This window comes from Bartonella sp. AA74HLJMH (genome assembly GCF_042197045.1).
GTDB lineage: Bacteria > Pseudomonadota > Alphaproteobacteria > Rhizobiales > Rhizobiaceae > Bartonella.
Genome location: NZ_JBHIRJ010000005.1, coordinates 103,862 through 122,026, shown reverse-complemented (window position 1 = coordinate 122,026; position 18,165 = coordinate 103,862). Strand labels below are relative to the sequence as shown.

Sequence of the window (18,165 nt, the reverse complement as noted above, 5' to 3'; positions counted from 1 at the left end):
GACAGTGGTGTCACCTCCCGATTTTATCGAAGATCCAACGGCATGAGAGGCTTGCATATCCACTTTCGTGTTTTTGGCGCGAAGATGATACTCCATCTCATCGTTTCTCACCCCTATTGTTATCTCCCCTTGGGCGCCAAGAGCAACATTGCCCTTGGCATCTATATCGGAAGCAGCCATATGGATATCGCCACCCGATAGAACAGTGGTCTCTTTTCCAGAACTTAAATGAGAGCCATTGTGCAAGGCAACATGAGATGTTTCACTCCCACTCTGATTGTCCATACTGTTGCGTGTGGCATCAATCGAAACATTCCTCTCAGCTTGCAAGAGAAGTTTATCCTTTGTTTGAACATCAGAGCCTAGAATATTCAAATCTTTTCCAGGGACATAAGTGAGCTTGATATACTTTGAAAAATATTTCTTTAAAACAAATGTGTGAATACACAACAACAAGTGTATTCCGTTTAGGGCGTTCTGTTTTGCATGAGGAGTATGATCCCATTAAAAATGAAGAGATTAAGAGGAATAAAATAGAGAGATAATAAAATAAAGGCCCCGTTAAACGAGGCCTTAGTATTTTTTGTGCTGATAATTTCATTTTTACGAAATTAGAATTTGTAAGCGACACCTACACGGAAGTCATTGGTTTTGTAGTTGAATTCACGTGTATCGTTGGCGAATTTCTTTTTACCAAAATCGGAGTAACGGTATTCTGCACGTAAAAGAACGTTGTCGGTCATTGCAAAGTCAACACCGCCGCCAATAGTGAAACCAACCATTGTCTTCGTGTCATCAGCCCAAGTACCACCAGTCAAATCTACATTTTGCTTAACTGATGGGTTTTCAACCACATCAGCTTTCTGTTCAACTTTAACTCTCTCTCCTTTTCCTGTAACTGATTGAATACCCTGTACCTGCGCATAGGCAATACCACCAGCAACATAAGGCATAATGCGGTCAACAGCAGCAAAACCGATACGAACGCGTGTAGCACCAGACCATTTTTCTTTGTAACTGTGCTTTTCCGTTACCTTGTCGCCTTTTTCAAACTGTTGCTGACCTTTTAATTCAACCTTAGCTTTTTCAAGGGCAGCATTAAAATCTGCTGCATTTTTTTCAGTAAGAGTCAATTCACGGGCTGTTTTTGATTCTTCACGGTCTGCCCAAACTGCATCGGTTTCAACACCGAGAATGAGACCATTTCCAAGGTCTACGTTAGATCCGGCATAAATACCACCCATGAAACCAGAAGGACTAGGTGTGTTATCTTTTTTGACAAGTTCTTTATCTTCTCCTGGAATAGTTACTTTAGTTTTACTCGAAAAGTTACCAACTTGACCACCAAGATAAAAGCCTGTCCAAGAAAACGAAGGGGCTGCTGCGATAACTGCTGGGGCTGTTTCACGAGGGATCACCACGTCAGCAGCTTGTGCTGCAGAAGCTGAAATTAAAGCGGCAATAGAAGTTGCTATTAAAGATTTTGTATTCATAATTTTGCTCCTAAATTAACTACAAAACGACCTTACAAGATTATAAATAGAAAAGCTGTAGTAAAAATGTCACAGTCGTACAAATAAAATCCCAGAAAACCAGTAGTTTGATCAAAGTCAAGATCTCTTAAAAATTTAATTTTTTATTAATACTTTTTATTCATAATTGCACTTTTGATGAAATTAGAACTTGTAAGCGACATCTACATGAAAGTCATTGCTTCTGTAGCCTAGTTTAAGGTAATCCTTTTTAAATTCCTTCTTACCAAAGTCTGAGTAACGGTATTCCGTACGAAGCAGAATATAATTTGTCATCGCGAAATCTATATCACCACCAAGAGTGAAATCCACCATCGTTTTTGTTTTATCAAATACCGTAGCAGAAAATGCTTTACTTGGGTTATCATTTGCCGATTTTTTTGTTCCTGAAATTTTACCAACACCCTGTATTTACGCATAAGCAATACTATCGGCAACATAAGGCATAATACGATCAGCGACGGAAAAACCAACACGAACCCGTGTTGCACCAAACCTTTTTTCTTTGAAACCAATGCGATAAACTGCTGTGTCACCCTTTTGAAACTTTTCATTTTCATCCAATGTAACACCAGCATCTTCAAATTCATCATTAAAATCATCAATCGTAAGAATCTTTGAGACCGTCTTCGTCTCTCCTCAGTCTGCCCAGACTGTATCAGTTTCAACACCTAGAATGAGGACATTTCCAAGATCTACGTTGGAACCTAAATAAATACCACTTATGAAACCGGAAGGCATAGGTAGTGCATCTTTATCTGAAGTTTTTTCTTTTGTCTCAAAATCAAATACATAAACTTTGACTTGAAAAGTTGCCAACTTAACTACCAAGATAAAAACCTGTCTAAGAAAACGAAAGAGCTATGATAACTGTTGGAGCTGTTTTACGAGGAATGACAATATCAGCAGCTTGTGCCGCAGAAGCTGTAGTCATAGCGATAACAAAAGTTGTTACTAAAGATTTTGTATTCGTAAACTTTGCGCCTCATTTATTTAGAGGATAATGCTACAAGATTACATAAAGAAAAGCTGTAGTAAAAAATAATACAGTCATAGAAAATGGAGGATGCGCTCAAAATAAAATCGCTGCATGACTTTACAACACTATTAACGTCACTCCGTACGAGAATTCGTAAGTTAACTTATCGATTTTGAATGTAATTCTTGTCTGTCGTTTATGAAAATATTTTTATATCTCCAATAAATATGGAGTGAGTAATAATATAACAACAGAAAATAATAGAGGCTCTGTCTTTGACAGAGCCTCTTGGAAGTTTATTTCGTTTTTTACGAAATTAGAATTTGTATGCAACGCCAACACGGAAATCATTGACTCTGTATTGAAGTTCAGCTGTGTCTTTAAAGTATTTCTTTTTACCATAGTCTGAGTAACGATATTCTGCACGCAACAGAACATTGTCTGTCATTGCAAAGTCAACACCAGCACCAAGGGTGAAACCAACAAGGGTCTTTGTTTCATCATATACGTTACCAGAAGCAATAACCTTATTAGCATCCTTACCAGCATGAGCATCTTTTTTCACTTCAAGTGCGGAAATGCCCTGCATCTGCGTATAAGCAACACCACCAGCGATATAAGGCATGATACGATCAGTAGCAAAACCTATACGAACGCGTGTAGCACCAGACCACTTTTCTTTCATAGTAATACTTTCGATGTATTCATCCCCGCCTGCAACTTCTAGACCATCGTTCTTTTTGATCTTAGCATCATTGAGGAGTTTATTAATTTTATCAAGACTTTTACCAGTTCCCTGTCCAACAATCATTGTTATACCATCAATTGTGTCTTTTTTACCAATAAAAGAGACATCTGTATCCAAGCCGAAGATCACACCATTGCCGAGATCAACATTGTAACCTGTGTATAGGCCACCGAGCATACCGGAAAGCTTAAGATCGTGCCAACCTAAAGTGCTAGAACCTTTGTCAGATTTCATTGAACGACCACCAATCTGAGCACCAAGATAAAAACCTGTCCAAGAATAGGCAGGGGCTGCTGTGATGACTGCTGGGGCTGTTTCACGAGGGATGACAACATCAGCAGCTTGTGCTGCAGAAGCTGCCGCTATAGCGATAACAGAAGTTGTTACTAAAGATTTTATATTCATAAACTTTGCTCCTAATTTATTTATGAGCACAGTGCTACAAGATTAAACGAAGAAAAGCTGTAGTAAAAATGATACAGTCACAGAAAATGGAGGGCACATCCCAGACAAAATCGCTTCATAGCTTGATTTTGTACGAGAAACCTAAAGATATATATATAAATAACTTATTGGTTTTTAAATGTAATTCTTGTTTATTGTCTATGATTTTTTTAAGAAAACCTGAATAATATCTTTTCACATCCACAATAAATTATGTATTGTGTGATAATATAGCAACAAAGAATAACAGAGGCTCGGTCAAAGACAGAGCCTCTTCGTTATTTAACTTACCATCTATTAAAATTTGTAAGCAACACCAACTCGGAAATCATTGGTTTTGTAAGATGTCTCATATTTATCATTTGAGAATTTCTTTTTACCAAAATCTGAGTAACGATATTCCGCACGTACAATAATATTATTGGTCATTGCTAAATCAACACCAGCACCAAGGGTGTAACCAACAAGGGTCTTTGTTTCATCAGACAGAGTACCAGAAGCGATTACTTTGTCTGAATCTTTATCTGTTATTGAAATCAACGCACTATCTTGAAGCTGTGTATAAGCGATACCACCAGCAACATAAGGCATAATGCGTTCAGCTGCAAAACCAATACGCACGCGCGTTGCACCAGCCCACTTTTCTTTAAAAGTGAAACTGTGGGTTCGTTTAGCACCAGGTTTAAGCGCATCTTTACCAATATTAATTGCAGCGTCTTTTAATACCTTGTTAATATAATTGATGTGTTCCGGGGCAATGACATATGTTTTTCCTGTCTTCGTGTCATCTTTATTAGACCACATGATATCTGTATCAACACCTAGAATAAGGCCATTACCAAGATCAACGTTGGAACCTGCATAAAGACCACCCATGAAACCAGATAGTTTAGGCAAAAGGTCATCAGGCGCTGGAATCTTGTTTCCATTACTGAGAATATCCATTTTCGTTTTACCCGAAAAACCACCAATCTGGCCCCCAACATAAAAACCTGTCCAAGAAAAAGTTGGAGCAACAATAACGGGAGCAACAGGTGTTGGTCTTGGGGGAACAATAACATCTGCTGCTTGTGCTGCTGAAGCTGAAACAAAAGTGAAAGCAGAAGCTGTTATTAACCATTTCATATTCATATTTTCTCTCCATAGCTGAATATTTATTTGAACACACCGTTTCATATAGAGCCCCATCTTCAGATATCTGTAGCAAAAATGATACACTTATAAAAAAAACAAAAAGCCAATCAAAGTACCCTTAATTGCTTGATCTGTAATAATGAGAATAAAACTATGCCCATGCACAAATGATCTCTTTTCCTCACGTTTTCTCTCCTTTATTATTTTGAAAAAAAACTGCGCCACAGTACCCTCCGTGTAAAGCGTGTGCTATTGACATAAAAATATAATATATTGATTTATAATGAAAAAATATCTTTTATATTAATTTGTCTGCAATATTGACGATGCTCTTATCTTAAGCCTTTTTATACTAAAACCCCCCAGCACCTCACAAACGAGCAAGTGTGTGAATAAATAAAACTATTTAAAAGCTAGAATGGCTCCTATTAATATTCTCAATATTATAACAATGAAGACTGTTACAATATTGAGAGCAGCTAAATGTAACAGTTCCATTTAAATTCATACAAACAACGTTTTTAGCTTCATCCTTCGTATAACCAAATGTGAATAGCTCTTTGATTATTTTTTCATCATTGTAAAGAATGCTTGTACCCGACAGAACAAGATCTTCACTACCCCATGAACTGCAATAAAATTACATGTAATTTCATCACGCTTGCTCTTTGTTTTTAATTTAGGAATTTATTCCTTTTTGACATATTTACGCTTCTGCTTAACTTTCTAGAAAATCTTTTCCAGAGCTTTAGCCCTATTTGTAGGCTATCATTTCATACTCTTTTTAGCTAAATTGAAAAAAATACCTAAAGACAGACAACCGGTATGATAAACATTAAAACTTATATAGAAATCTCCTTAAAGCTGAAAAAACGAGAAATCTTTCTTAAAGTTTTCACACCACACCTTGCTTTAGAAATCATGAATTTGGCAGAAAAAATATCTGATATTTTGAATCATAGACAAATGAATATTTTATAAATTCTGTAGTCGAAGCATAGCATGAAAGATCAAAAGTTTAACATTTTTGTTGCTTCACTCGATTTTGATGAAGTATCCTCTCTGCAAACAGCTTAGTTTCTTGTTGAGAGGATTTTCTTAACTCCTTACTTATGTGATTCACTTAACTCAAGGCTCTCTCTGGACAAGCCCTACTCTAAAAACACTTATCAAGGAGTTTTATATGCGCTGTATAGTTACGCTTAAAATGACAGTATTTACAGTATAACAGCGTAACCCAAAATCGGGAGGTTATATTTATCCAAACCCATGAATTTTTTAGAGCGATTGCCATTATACAGAGTATTCTTACACCGAAATCCACCTCCCCATATCTTTTCCAAATAGTACTCTTCACCACCTCCGTACACAATTATAATACCCTTTGCGAACAACTGCTCCTCCACTTTTCAAATGATAAAAAATATCTCCTCTCTTCAATTCCCGATCATACGTTAGACCTCTTGATGTTGTTTTCTTACTTTTTAATAACTCATTGGACTTCGACCAAATAAGTCTGGTCGTTTTCCTTTCCCTGATCCTTTTTTAGGCATTTTAAATCTTTTTTTACCAGAATATGATACAGGTACTAACTTAGCTGCTGTCATGCATTGGTTGTTATGCGTGCAAGAAAGTTCCATTTGAACAACTTCAGAGAAGATCTTGCTCAACTGTTCACTAGAAAAAAGATATCTAGGAGGAACAAGAGAAGGTATACCCTCTATTAACTTTTGAGAAGACAAGAAAGAAGCACCCTGAGCTACAGAGATTGAAGCAAACGTAGCGAAAGCCGTAATAAAATATTTTATGTTCATAAATTTAACCTCGTAGAAATATCCATAATGGATTTTATCTAGTGTCTTCATTGCAAATTTCTAGAGAAAAATAGCATGTTTATAGATAAAAAGTGAGAATCCTCAAAAAACAAAGCTTTGAAGCATTTTAATTTTAAAATAAAAGAAAATTGCCCTGCTCTGCCAACATAGAAATTACTTATTGAGTAATAAATAAAGGCACGAAGTATCGTCTGAAAATAATAAACTATATGAACTTCATACAATATACTGATTTATAATGATAATTTAGCGTTATTCATATTGACTGAGAACCCTAAATACCATAAGATTCTCTCCTTCAAAATCTTTTTCATGTTGAATCAATCAAAACCATTTGTTTGCACGTTACAAGTTGGAAGAGCTGTGTGGATAAAAACACTAAAAAGACTAAAAATGTCTCTTATGAACCGTCTCAAGTGCTAAGGACTTACACAACATTGGGAATTGGCACAGTTGTGTGGATGGTAGCGGCTTGTTACTCCATAAGCATAAAGATGGTAGTGTTCAATAGATTTTATATTGGTATTGGAAGCTTTATTGTTATATCTTTTATGAGCGCCACCGTAAAATGAACTTGGGTGTCGGTTTCTTTACAAAAAGCACATGAATTAGCAACACAAATATATTCCGTTTAGGGCGTTCTATTTTACACGAAGAACATAAATCCATTAAAAACATGAGGCAATGCGTAATCTCTATTATTTAACAGACATTGCTTTAAATACTTTTGAAAGTCGTAAAGCAGAATTAAAAATGATGGTAAAGATGAGATTTGGTTTTTACATTTACACATTCATATTCTCCCCCAATTAGGCTGTATACCGGTTTCAGAGATTTAAGTCTTCCAACCTACCGTATGTTTCCAGCCTCTCCTCAAAATTGCTTTGTTTCAAATAAAAGCTGTTACAAAAATAAAAAATATGGATTCGCAAAAGTACTTTTATTGCCTAAACTTCAAATGAAATAGCACTTAAGAATTTATTATAATTCTTATCAGAAAAGATGAGAGGATAAAACGCCCATAATGTACAAGCATTTTGTCCTCTCACATCAATAATTAACTCTATTTAAAAGCCAATTTTAAAGTTAGCTATGCGCAAAAATATCAACTTCCGCCCATCCTAAAAGATCAAGCCTAGCTCTCATAGGCAAAAATTGAAAGCATGCCTTGGCAACATTTTCTCGCTCTTCACGTCTTAAACGTTCTTCAAATATAACCTTTAAACGATGTAAATATAACACATCCGACGCAGCATATTCAATTTGTGCCTGTGATAACGTTTCTGCCGCCCAATCCGAAGATTGTTGCTGTTTAGAAATATTCACATTCAGCAATTCATTACAAATTTCTTTCAAGCCATGACGATCCGTATAAGTGCGCGTGAGTTTCGAAGCAATCTTTGTACAAAAAATAGCCTCTGGCATAACACCAAATGTATGCGCTAAAATAGCAAGATCAAAACGCCCAAAATGAAATATTTTGGTTATTGCGTTATCCTCAAGCAATTTTATCAAATTTGGTGCACTCTTTTGTTCTTTAGCAATCTGAATAACGTCAGCAGTACCATCTCCAGAAGAAAGCTGAACAACGCATAAACGATCACGATAGGGTTGTAATCCTAAAGTCTCGGTATCAATCGCAATGGCATCAGTTTTATAATTGTCTAAGTTTGGTAAATCACCTTGATGAACGCGAATCTCAGCCATTTACCCTCCTACTTGCTAAAGCAGCAAGAATACGCGCCCAAGACCGCTGCCCCTTATGAAACGATTTTAAATTATACTTTTCATTAGGAGAATGAATACGGTCATCAGCCAATCCAAAACCAACCAAAAGAGTTTCCATACCAAGAATTGACCGAAAATCTGCTACAATTGGGATCGAGCCCCCCATGGCTGTCAAGACAGCGGGCACTTCCCACTCTTGTGATAAGGCATCCTTCGCCTCCTTGATAAAAGATGAATCATCAGAAATCTGAAGTGCCGGAGAAGAACCGTGATTCTTAAATTCAACCTTACAATCAGCAGGAATTGAGCTACGTACATAATCACGCAACGCTTGGCGTATTTTCTCTGGATCTTGCTTATGCACCAAACGACACGATACTTTTGCACTCGCTTGAGAAGCAATAACTGTTTTCATCCCTTCCCCTTCATAGCCGCCACTAATACCATTAATTTCCATGGTAGGACGTGCCCATACAAGCTCTAAAATGCTCCGCCCTTTTTCACCAGCTGGAACGGAAAGTCCTATAGGACCAAGAAAATTTTCAGCAGTACAATTAAGTGCATTCCATGATTGTAAAATCTGTGGAGGTGTTTCTTCTACGCCATCATAAAAACCAGGAAGTGTTGCCCTATTATTTTCATCGTGAAGTCCTGCTAAGATTTTCGTTAAAATACGAATGGGATTAGCTGCTACTCCTCCAAAATAACCAGAATGTAAATCACGATTCGCTGCTGTGATAATAATCTCTTCTGCCATAATTCCCCGAAGAGAAAGAGCAATAGATGGTGTATCCGCATCCCACATTGACGTGTCACAAACCAATGCATAATCTGCCTTAAGTTCATCTGTATTTGCTTTTAAAAAAGGAATAAGGGAAGGAGAAGCACATTCTTCTTCTCCCTCAAATAAAACAGTAACTTTAATAGGAAGCTGCCCTGTTTCTTTCTTAAATGCACGACATGCTTCAATAAAAGTCATCAACTGACCTTTGTCATCTGAAGCTCCACGAGCACAAATAACTTTCTCTCCATCTCTCTCTTTTAAAGAAGGTGTAAATGGATCATCCTCCCATAAACTCAATGGATCAACAGGTTGAACATCATAATGTCCGTAAAACAACACATGCAAACAATCATCTGAAGGTCCAGGATGATGCCCAACAACCATTGGATGCCCTGGCGTATCACGGCGTGAAGCCTCAAAACCAATGCTTTTTAAACCCTCTACTAACCAATCAGCTGCTTTACGACATGCATCCTTGTAAGCCGAGTCTGTAGAAATCGATTGAAAACGTAAAAGAGAAAAAAGGCGTTCAAGGCTCTTCTCTATATTTCCATCAAGATGTGTTAGTACTTTATTCAGCATAAAAAAAACCTTTCAAGCCTTGTGTAATTATATTATAGATGCGATGACTTTAAGCCTCTTGTAAGATTTTGCAAGACACCTTATTCATTTTTGACATTGTGAGCAGTAAAAACTTGAACGTCCAGCCTGTAAAATGCGCATAATAGGCGCTCCACATTCCAAACATTGCTTGCCTTCTCGTCCATAAACTGAAAAAGCATGCTGAAAATAACCAAGCGAACCATCTATATGCATATAATCACGTAAAGAAGAGCCACCAGACAAAATGGCTTCAGAAATCACATTGCGTATATTTTGTGCTAAAGAATCTGCAAATTCACGTGCACGTGCCGTTTTTGATGCCAATGTAAATGCACCACGTTGTGGAGACAAACGACTCCGCCAAAGTGCTTCACAAACATAAATATTCCCAAGACCTGCAACAATAGACTGATCAAGTAAAACACCCTTGAGAGACATTTTTTTATTAACAAAAGCCTTTTGTAAATAACGACCAGAAAACGAATTACTTATAGGTTCAAGACCTAGCTTATTTAAAAGTGGATGTTCATAAAGCTTATCCGTATCGACTAAAAGCATAAACCCAAAGCGACGCACATCATTATAAATAAGACGATAAACGTCACCATTCTTTGTCTGAATATCCATGACAAAATGATCATGTTTAACTAATTTACTTGACACTGAACAAGCTTTTCTTAAAAAATCATTCTCTATACGCCATGAACCAGACATTCCTAAATGGCTTAAAATCGTTTCATCCTGAGAAAGATGAAATAATAAATATTTCGCACGCCGACCAAGTTCTATAATTGTTCTGCCAATAAGGCGCTCAGAAAAAGCCTCAGGAAAAGGAAAGCGCAAATCTCTACGATTAAGTTTGACAGATACTATCTTTGCATCAGTTACAACGGACTCAAGTCCACGACGAACTGTCTCTACTTCAGGAAGCTCAGGCATTACTCTTCTTTAATAATTATACACTTTCCAATCGTATCACTGATAAATTGACTTCTTCCCCCCTCAAAAAACGAAGACTTCCTCTACATCTACTAAACAAATTCTTGATGAGTGGATTTTACTTGGATTCCTACTTATGTGAATCATTTAACTAAAGGCTTTATGGACAAACCCTGCCTTGAATATATACCACACACTCTAAAATACTTAACGTATCAATAAAGCTTACATCCCACCCCTCCTCAAATGACCGTGTTTTATGGTAACAAAATTAAGCCCATTCACCCTTACGAAATACAGGAACTCTTACACCATCTTGGGTAATGCCATCTATGTCAATTTCACCAGAACCAATCATCCAGTCAATATGAATGACACTTTTATTCCCACCACGTGCTGCAATCTCTTCTGACGTCAATGATGCCCCATCTAAAAAGCATTTGGAATAACACTGCCCTAAAGCAATATGACATGCAGCATTTTCATCAAATAAGGTATTATAAAAAAGGAGGCCACTCTTAGAAATTGGTGAAGAATGGGGCACAAGGGCAACTTCGCCCAACCGGCTTGCACCCTCATCACTTTGCAAAACCTGCTGTAAAACTTCTTGGCCTGTTGATGCACGAGCCTCAACAATACGCCCGGCTTCAAAACGTACTTCAATATTATCAATCAGAGTTCCTTGATAGGAAAGGGGCTTTGTTGAGCGAACGAAACCTTCAACCTTATGAGCATGAGGAGTCGTGAAAACTTCTTCTGTCGGAATATTCGGATTGCAAATAACACCATTTTGAGCAACGGATGCACCACCATGCCATTCATGATCATCTGCCAAACCAACAGTTAAATCAGTCCCTGGCCCTGTAAAGTGTAAGGCAGAAAAACGCTGCTCATTAAGCCAAGATGACCGTTTCTTCAAATGTGCATTATGAACAGTCCACGCCTGCACCGGATCTTCTCCTGTAACACGTGAAGCAGAAAAAATTGCATCGGCTAATTTTTTAATCGCCTCATTAAGTGGTAAAGAAGGAAACATTGCCTCAGCCCATCCTGCTGTTGGATAAGCAACAATCGACCAATTCATAGCAAAATTTGATATTTGCTTGAGTGCCGGCTGGTAAGCTATTGAAGTGGCTTTATTTAAACGTGAAACCTTATCAAAATCCTGATTGGAAAGGAGCAAAGGATTATCACCAACAATCGCTAAACGCGCTGCCCCATTTTCAAAAGCCTTTGCCATTCCCTCATAAAGCCAAGAAGGGGCACAATCAAAACTAGCTGTATGGGCATTTTCAAACCGTGTAAGCGATAACATATCATCACTAAAAATTGGTGTAATGACACCAGCACCAACCTTATAAGCATGATATGCAATACGCCGAACAAAAGGTAACGCTGAAACTGGAGCAGTTAAAACAAGATCCTGCCCCTCTTGTAAATTCAACCCCACTTTCACTGTAATTTCTGCAAGACGATTAAGCATTTCAGGCAAAATTGTCTCATGAATATCAAAGTACATTACCAATACCCTTCTTTAAATAGAATGCGTTCTTTATGTCGTCATATTATAAATTGTTTTTCAGATCCTTTGAGTTCGCTTTCTCTACGTATATTTATGCGTATCATTATCGCTAAAATTCACTTAATTCATAAACCGCAATGGGTATATCATCCTTCTTTGGTCATGAAAAACTTACTAGTTCCTGTGTCGTTTTTCTAACATTGCAACAATTGCATTCAACTGATCTGATGAAGGTAAAACCATAATCGTTTTATTTTCCTCTTTCCTAGCTAGATGTTGAGGTGCATAGGCAGGGATAGGAACTTTATCAAGCTGTACCATAGCAAAAGGCGCAGGATGTGCCATCTTGGACTGTGCTACTTCTGTCGAAGGGGATGTACTTTTCTCTGCCTTTACGCCCCTACTCTCTAAGCCTTCATCTATAAAGCTTGGCGCATGACCAGAACGTTCTTGAGCAAAAGCATAAGCAACATCATAAGGGCGATTATTTGTAGGAACTTGAAGCTCTCCATCACGTGATCGTTTTTCATAAAAAGCATTTCCCCCTGCAACCTGAACATAATGCATGTTTTTATACGGAAAAGACAAACCAGCGGTATGAAAAAACTTAGCGTGTTTAACTTTCTTATCTCGTTCACCCCGTAAAACGGCATCAGCCGCCTCTCTTACACGAGCAACAGATGCTTTCTCCGTCATAGGACGCGTTAAAACACCAGGAGCAAATTGCCTATATTGACCAACAACACCACAAATCGTCTTAGGATAGGCGGTTGAATTAACACGATTCATAACAACCGTTCCAACGGCAATCATTCCTTCACGGCTTGTGCGATTTGATTCAAAATACATCGCTCGCATAAGACATTGACGCTCTGTCAATGGATATGTAACCGCTTTTGTCTTATTATTATTTATTTTTCCAGCATCTAAATGACTTGAAGCACATCCCACAACAACTAACGGCGCTACACAACAGGTAACAAAAACATTCCAACGATTTTTTTTCATCTTATGCAACACATTCCTATAATCTCTGAGATATTCAAGTCTTGAAATGAGCTTTAAATGTATCTCTCAATAAAGTACATAGCTAATTGTTACCACTCAGTAAAATTTTAATACAAGAGGTAATCAAAAAGTATCTATGCAAAATAAAAAATAAAAAACTCTTAATTTACAGATCGATATTGTTATTCTTCATGGTTCAATATAGGCTATAATAACCCACACGTTTCAATTACAATAAAGTAACACTATCCACTTCTTCTACATACGAAAAAATAATACAGATATCCCCTTTAATATAAAATTTTAACAAAATGATCTGAAAGGAAATTCCCCTAGAAAACTCCCCTCCTGCCACAATACGAGTGATGATATCATCCAATATACAAATATGTCAAACCAAGAGTTAACAATCTGCCATGCTTCTCTGAAAAAACTCTTTGTTGCTTCTTTGTGCTTTGCCATAAAATGGTTATCTTATTCTTCTTATAGCTGCACTGTAAGAAAATACTCATATATCTACAAACTTATTTTATACATATAAGAAAAATTTTAATCTATTTTCTTCTCACCTACCCCAACTTTATAAGTAAGGTCATCGCGAGGACGATCAGAGGACATATGGTAACCCGTTATGATATAATGCAGCATTTCAGCAATATTAGTAACATGATCACCAATTCGTTCAATATTCTTTAAACAAAACAGTAAGTGCGTACAAACCGTAATATTGCGCATATCTTCCATCATATACGTCAAAAGTTCACGAAAAAGAGAAGTATACAAAGCATCAATCTTCTCATCACGCTCACGCACCGCGTCAACACGCTCTAATAGGCGACTCGTATAAGCATTTAAGACTTCTTTTAATTGATTGAGTGCTAAAGCTGTAATTGTTTCAAGCCCATGATAAACAGAAGCAGATTGACGTATTTCTGAAAGTGCAACAGTCCTTTTAGCAATGTTTTTTGCCATATCCCCAATCCGTTCAAGATCAGAAGAAATACGAATGGCTCCAATAATTTCACGCAAATCGACAGCCATCGGTTGGCGTTTGCAAATAATAGCAACCGCTTTTTCATCAATGTCACGTTCTGCTTCATCTAAAAACACATCATCGGCAATCACTGTCGTTGCAAGTTGAAGATCACTACTCACAACCGATGCGACAGAACGTTCAATCATCCTTTCTGCATGGCTCCCCATTTCTGTAATCCTTACTCTTAAATATTTTAGTTCTGCATCATAAGAACGGACAGTATGTTTCATAGACATATCTTACACTCCTCAATTCACCTATCCAAAACGCCCCGTAATATAATCTTGCGTCCGTTGCTCTTTTGGTGAGGTAAAGATCATTTCAGTCGCACCAACTTCTACCAAATGCCCTAAATGAAACATAGCCGTATGTTGAGAAACACGTGCGGCCTGTTGCATGGAATGCGTTACGATAACAATTGTATAATTTTGCCGTAACGCATCGATAAGCTCTTCAATCCGTGCTGTCGCAATGGGATCAAGAGCTGAACATGGCTCATCCATCAAAATAACTTCAGGACTAACCGCAATAGCACGTGCAATACACAAACGCTGTTGTTGTCCCCCTGATAAACTTGTTCCAAGATCATGAAGGCGGTCTTTTACTTCTTCAAACAAACCTGCCTGCCTCAAACTCTTTTCAACTACATCATGCAATTCAGAGCGTGTTTTAACTAAACCATGAATGCGTGGACCATACGCAACATTCTCAAATATAGATTTTGGAAAAGGGCTGGGCTTTTGAAAAACCATTCCAACACGAGCGCGCAATTCTACAACATCAATCCGTGTGTCATAAATATTCTCCCCATCTAAGGTAATAAGACCAGTTGTTTTAGCGCCTTCAATCGTATCATTCATACGGTTAAAACAACGCAAAAAAGTTGACTTTCCGCATCCTGATGGACCAATCAAAGCAGTTACTTGATGTTCAGGAATATCAAGTGTAATACCGTGGAGTGCTTCTTTATCTCCGTAAGAAACCTTCACATCCTGACCGCGCATTTTAATCTTCATTACAAAAATTCACCTTACAAAAATCTTATCAAAGCTGTTGTTTTATTAAAATTACTGGCGGCGTTCAAATCGTCGACGTAAAAAAACCGCAGAAATATTCATGATCGCAAGAAAAATCATCAATACAATAATAGCACCTGATGTCTTTTCAACAAAAGCACGCTCTGCTTCACCCGCCCACATAAAAATTTGAACAGGCAAAGCCGTTGCTGGATCCATGGGGGTCGTAGGAATATTAACAACAAAAGCAACCATTCCAATCAAAAGCAAAGGAGCTGTTTCACCCAAAGCCTGAGCGACTCCAATAATTGTGCCTGTTAAAATGCCAGGCGCAGCTAAAGGAACAACATGATGAAAAATCATTTGTGTTTTTGATGCTCCCAACCCCAAAGCTGCAGAACGAATAGAGAGAGGAACAGCACGCAGAGCAGAACGTGTTGCAATAATGATCGTGGGAAGAGTCATGAGCGCTAAAACAAGACCACCAACAAAAGAGGCTGAACGTGGTAATCCTAAAAAATTAACAAAAAAAGAGAGTCCTAAAAGACCAAACACAATTGAAGGAACAGCTGCAAGATTATTGATATTAACCTCTATAAAATCTGTAAATTTATTTTTGCGTGCATATTCTTCTAAATAAAGAGCCGTTGCTATGCCTATCGGAAGGGAAACTAATAAAACGATGCCTATCATATAAAGAGAACCAATGATCGCAACACCTAATCCCGCAGTCTCAGGACGACTTGAAGCGCCAAATGTAAAAAAACCAATATTAAATGTTTTATAAAGCGTACCATCATGCGCTAAACGCTTTATCCATTCTATCTGTCGATTAGAAACTTTACGGTTTTTTTCTGCTACACGCAGATCAATCTGTCCCTTATAAGCAGAATCAATATCCGCAGATGCCAAAACTTTAACTTTTTGCATTGTGCCAATCAGTTTTGGATTTTTTGTCACCATTTCACGCAGTTGAACACGGACACCATTTGAAAACATACGGTTAACGTCCAAAAGAGAGGCTCGATCATTTTGATTGATATTAAGTTTCTTCGCTAAAGCATTGCGTACAAGAAGTGGATAATTCGCCGTCATGAGCACTTGTGGTTTTGTTTTACGTTGACCACTTGGATCAATGATCTTTTCATCCAAATAAATCGATAATGTCATTTCACTTTGAAAAAAAGCTGTATAACCCTGACTAATGATAGACCATAAAAGCGTAAATAAAAAAAATAAACCAATAAAAATGGCAATCAAACCATAGGCACGAAAACGACGTTCAGCCCAATACCGACGCTTGAGACTAATATTGCGACGAGGAAAAAAATCTTCATTCATTCATATTGTTCCCGATATTTACGCACAATATAAAGAGCTAGAATATTCATCAAAAGTGTCATAACAAAGAGCGTCATCCCTAAGGCAAAAGCCACCAGAGTTTGTGGAGAATTAAACTCAAAATCACCGGTCAATTGATTAACAATCTTAACAGTCATCGTAGTCATTGCTTCGAAAGGATTGAGTGTTAAGTTTGCTGCAACACCTGCCGCCAAAACCACAATCATTGTTTCTCCAATTGCACGCGATGCCGTCAACAAAATGGCCCCCATAATCCCTGGAAGCGCTGCTGGTATAACAACTTTTTTAATTGTTTCAGATTGCGTTGCGCCTAAACCATAAGAACCTTCACGTAAAATGCGTGGAACAGCCGTAATAACATCATCCGATAAAGAGGAAACAAAAGGTATCAACATAATTCCCATCACAACTCCAGCAGTCAAAACACTTTGTGCCATAATAAAACTAACCCCGTCTGAGAGAGAAGCAGAGAGATCTCGTAAAAATGGTCCCACAACCTTCAAAGCAAAAAAGCCATAAACAATCGTTGGAATGCCAGCAAGAACTTCTAACAATGGCTTCACAATTGCTCGCAATCGCGAAGAAGCATACTCCGCCATATAAAGAGCTGAAAATAGTCCTATAGGTACAGCAAAAAGCATGGCAACAAATGCAATATAAAACGTACCAGCAAGAAGCGGTATTAAACCAAATTGTCCTACTTCATCGCTGGAACCGCTCGCGGAAAAACGCGGATCCCAAACTGTTCCTAAAAAGAAATTTGAAAAGGATACAGACTGAAAAAAGCTTACTGTCTGAAAAAGCATAGAAAGCGCAATGGCTATTGTTGTCAAGACTGCAACAATAGATGCACAAATCAATCCAATAATAATAAAAGATTCAACCTTATTACGGGCACGTTGATGAGGCGCAATTTGCATCATTCCACAGATAAAACCAAAGGACGCAATAGCAAAAAGAAAAACATAACCTATAAACTTAAGCTTTTCAGAAGAGAATACCCACGACTGTGCTATTTTGAACACATCATCCGATGCTTCATCGGATAAAATCAATCCCTTCGCGAGTAATTGTGCCTGCATTTCCTTATAGGAAGCGGTAGAAAGATTCCCCTCAAAGCGATGAATCTTTTTGACGAGACTTCGAAGTGTCTCCCAAAGTAGATCGTGATTTACAGGCTCTGTTACATGCGCACTATACGCCCCCAGCTCTCGAGAGGCATTATACTCTAAATAAATTGTACTCCCAGCATCCCAAACAATTAAAAAAATAAAAGCTGGAATAACCGTAATCAAAAATGTCCACCAGCCATAATAATACGCACGAGAATGCATTTTATGTTGTCTGTATTCAAGAATGCGTGCTCGCATATAAGAAATACAAAAGCCACAAAATCCAAAAATCAATAATAGCAAAACAATGAAGGAAATGCGCATTTTATCTTTCAGTTTTTATAAAAAAATAGCACCCAAATTTCCTATCTCAGAAATCCAAC

At 37.6% G+C, this 18,165-nt stretch carries 13 protein-coding genes and 3 pseudogenes; 1 reads left to right on the top strand and 15 read right to left on the bottom strand.

Annotated features, from left to right (window positions below; all coding sequences use genetic code 11):
• The 6 genes and pseudogenes from ACFINH_RS05075 to ACFINH_RS05050 form a co-directional block, all read right to left on the bottom strand.
• A pseudogene (locus tag ACFINH_RS05075) lies at window positions 1-396 on the bottom strand (hemagglutinin repeat-containing protein); the annotation flags it as partial.
• A 215-nt stretch (window positions 397-611) separates the two neighbouring features.
• The gene (locus tag ACFINH_RS05070; protein WP_375632311.1) at window positions 612-1,493 is read right to left on the bottom strand and encodes an outer membrane protein; all 882 of its coding nucleotides are present in this window, start codon (window positions 1,491-1,493) and stop codon (window positions 612-614) included.
• Between the two features lie 183 nt (window positions 1,494-1,676).
• A pseudogene (locus ACFINH_RS05065) lies at window positions 1,677-2,466 on the bottom strand (outer membrane protein).
• 361 nt (window positions 2,467-2,827) lie between these two features.
• A complete protein-coding gene (locus ACFINH_RS05060; RefSeq protein ID WP_375632310.1) occupies window positions 2,828-3,664 on the bottom strand; it encodes an outer membrane protein in 837 nt (278 codons plus the stop codon).
• Window positions 3,665-4,000: 336 nt separating this feature from the next.
• The gene (locus tag ACFINH_RS05055; RefSeq protein WP_375632309.1) at window positions 4,001-4,834 is read right to left on the bottom strand and encodes an outer membrane protein; all 834 of its coding nucleotides are present in this window, start codon (window positions 4,832-4,834) and stop codon (window positions 4,001-4,003) included.
• 1,487 nt (window positions 4,835-6,321) lie between these two features.
• Window positions 6,322-6,651, bottom strand: a complete 330-nt coding sequence (locus ACFINH_RS05050) for a hypothetical protein (protein ID WP_375632308.1) — start codon at window positions 6,649-6,651, stop codon at window positions 6,322-6,324.
• Window positions 6,652-7,065: 414 nt separating this feature from the next.
• Here ACFINH_RS05050 and ACFINH_RS05045 point away from each other — a divergent pair.
• A pseudogene (locus tag ACFINH_RS05045) lies at window positions 7,066-7,508 on the top strand (integrase); the annotation flags it as partial.
• A gap of 250 nt (window positions 7,509-7,758) precedes the next feature.
• On the opposite strand, the gene ACFINH_RS05040 reads toward ACFINH_RS05045, so the two are convergent.
• From ACFINH_RS05040 to pstC, 9 genes are all read right to left on the bottom strand, one after another.
• Complete coding sequence (locus ACFINH_RS05040; RefSeq protein ID WP_375632307.1) at window positions 7,759-8,379, bottom strand: ribonuclease D; 621 nt, start codon at window positions 8,377-8,379, stop codon at window positions 7,759-7,761.
• Window positions 8,372-9,766, bottom strand: a complete 1,395-nt coding sequence (locus ACFINH_RS05035) for a M20/M25/M40 family metallo-hydrolase (RefSeq protein WP_375632306.1) — start codon at window positions 9,764-9,766, stop codon at window positions 8,372-8,374. Before ACFINH_RS05035 ends, ACFINH_RS05040 begins: the two co-directional genes overlap by 8 nt.
• An 84-nt stretch (window positions 9,767-9,850) precedes the next feature.
• The gene (gene mutM, locus ACFINH_RS05030; protein WP_375632305.1) at window positions 9,851-10,726 is read right to left on the bottom strand and encodes a bifunctional DNA-formamidopyrimidine glycosylase/DNA-(apurinic or apyrimidinic site) lyase; all 876 of its coding nucleotides are present in this window, start codon (window positions 10,724-10,726) and stop codon (window positions 9,851-9,853) included.
• Window positions 10,727-10,997: 271 nt separating this feature from the next.
• On the bottom strand, window positions 10,998-12,245 hold the full coding sequence (locus ACFINH_RS05025; RefSeq protein WP_375613327.1) for an aminopeptidase: 1,248 nt from the start codon (window positions 12,243-12,245) through the stop codon (window positions 10,998-11,000).
• A gap of 177 nt (window positions 12,246-12,422) precedes the next feature.
• Window positions 12,423-13,256: a cell wall hydrolase gene (locus ACFINH_RS05020; RefSeq protein ID WP_375613326.1), complete on the bottom strand. Its 834-nt coding sequence runs from the start codon at window positions 13,254-13,256 to the stop codon at window positions 12,423-12,425.
• A 549-nt stretch (window positions 13,257-13,805) separates the two neighbouring features.
• A complete protein-coding gene (phoU, locus tag ACFINH_RS05015) occupies window positions 13,806-14,528 on the bottom strand; it encodes a phosphate signaling complex protein PhoU (RefSeq protein WP_375611791.1) in 723 nt (240 codons plus the stop codon).
• A 21-nt stretch (window positions 14,529-14,549) separates the two neighbouring features.
• A complete protein-coding gene (gene pstB / locus ACFINH_RS05010; protein ID WP_375632304.1) occupies window positions 14,550-15,308 on the bottom strand; it encodes a phosphate ABC transporter ATP-binding protein PstB in 759 nt (252 codons plus the stop codon).
• Between the two features lie 51 nt (window positions 15,309-15,359).
• Window positions 15,360-16,649, bottom strand: coding sequence for a phosphate ABC transporter permease PstA (pstA, locus tag ACFINH_RS05005; RefSeq protein WP_375611793.1), 1,290 nt, complete (start codon window positions 16,647-16,649; stop codon window positions 15,360-15,362).
• Window positions 16,646-18,106, bottom strand: coding sequence for a phosphate ABC transporter permease subunit PstC (pstC, locus tag ACFINH_RS05000; protein ID WP_375632303.1), 1,461 nt, complete (start codon window positions 18,104-18,106; stop codon window positions 16,646-16,648). Before pstC ends, pstA begins: the two co-directional genes overlap by 4 nt.
• Between the last annotated feature and the right edge of the window lie 59 nt (window positions 18,107-18,165).

Bases quoted from the DNA above. Each gene is read 5' to 3' on its own strand.
- ACFINH_RS05070 (WP_375632311.1), bottom strand. From the start codon at position 1,493: ATGAATACAAAATCTTTAATAGCAACTTCTATTGCCGCTTTAATTTCA.
- ACFINH_RS05060 (WP_375632310.1), bottom strand. From the start codon at position 3,664: ATGAATATAAAATCTTTAGTAACAACTTCTGTTATCGCTATAGCGGCA.
- ACFINH_RS05055 (WP_375632309.1), bottom strand. From the start codon at position 4,834: ATGAATATGAAATGGTTAATAACAGCTTCTGCTTTCACTTTTGTTTCA.
- ACFINH_RS05050 (WP_375632308.1), bottom strand. From the start codon at position 6,651: ATGAACATAAAATATTTTATTACGGCTTTCGCTACGTTTGCTTCAATC.
- ACFINH_RS05040 (WP_375632307.1), bottom strand. From the start codon at position 8,379: ATGGCTGAGATTCGCGTTCATCAAGGTGATTTACCAAACTTAGACAAT.
- ACFINH_RS05035 (WP_375632306.1), bottom strand. From the start codon at position 9,766: ATGCTGAATAAAGTACTAACACATCTTGATGGAAATATAGAGAAGAGC.
- mutM (WP_375632305.1), bottom strand. From the start codon at position 10,726: ATGCCTGAGCTTCCTGAAGTAGAGACAGTTCGTCGTGGACTTGAGTCC.
- ACFINH_RS05025 (WP_375613327.1), bottom strand. From the start codon at position 12,245: ATGTACTTTGATATTCATGAGACAATTTTGCCTGAAATGCTTAATCGT.
- ACFINH_RS05020 (WP_375613326.1), bottom strand. From the start codon at position 13,256: ATGAAAAAAAATCGTTGGAATGTTTTTGTTACCTGTTGTGTAGCGCCG.
- phoU (WP_375611791.1), bottom strand. From the start codon at position 14,528: ATGTCTATGAAACATACTGTCCGTTCTTATGATGCAGAACTAAAATAT.
- pstB (WP_375632304.1), bottom strand. From the start codon at position 15,308: ATGAAGATTAAAATGCGCGGTCAGGATGTGAAGGTTTCTTACGGAGAT.
- pstA (WP_375611793.1), bottom strand. From the start codon at position 16,649: ATGAATGAAGATTTTTTTCCTCGTCGCAATATTAGTCTCAAGCGTCGG.
- pstC (WP_375632303.1), bottom strand. From the start codon at position 18,106: ATGCGCATTTCCTTCATTGTTTTGCTATTATTGATTTTTGGATTTTGT.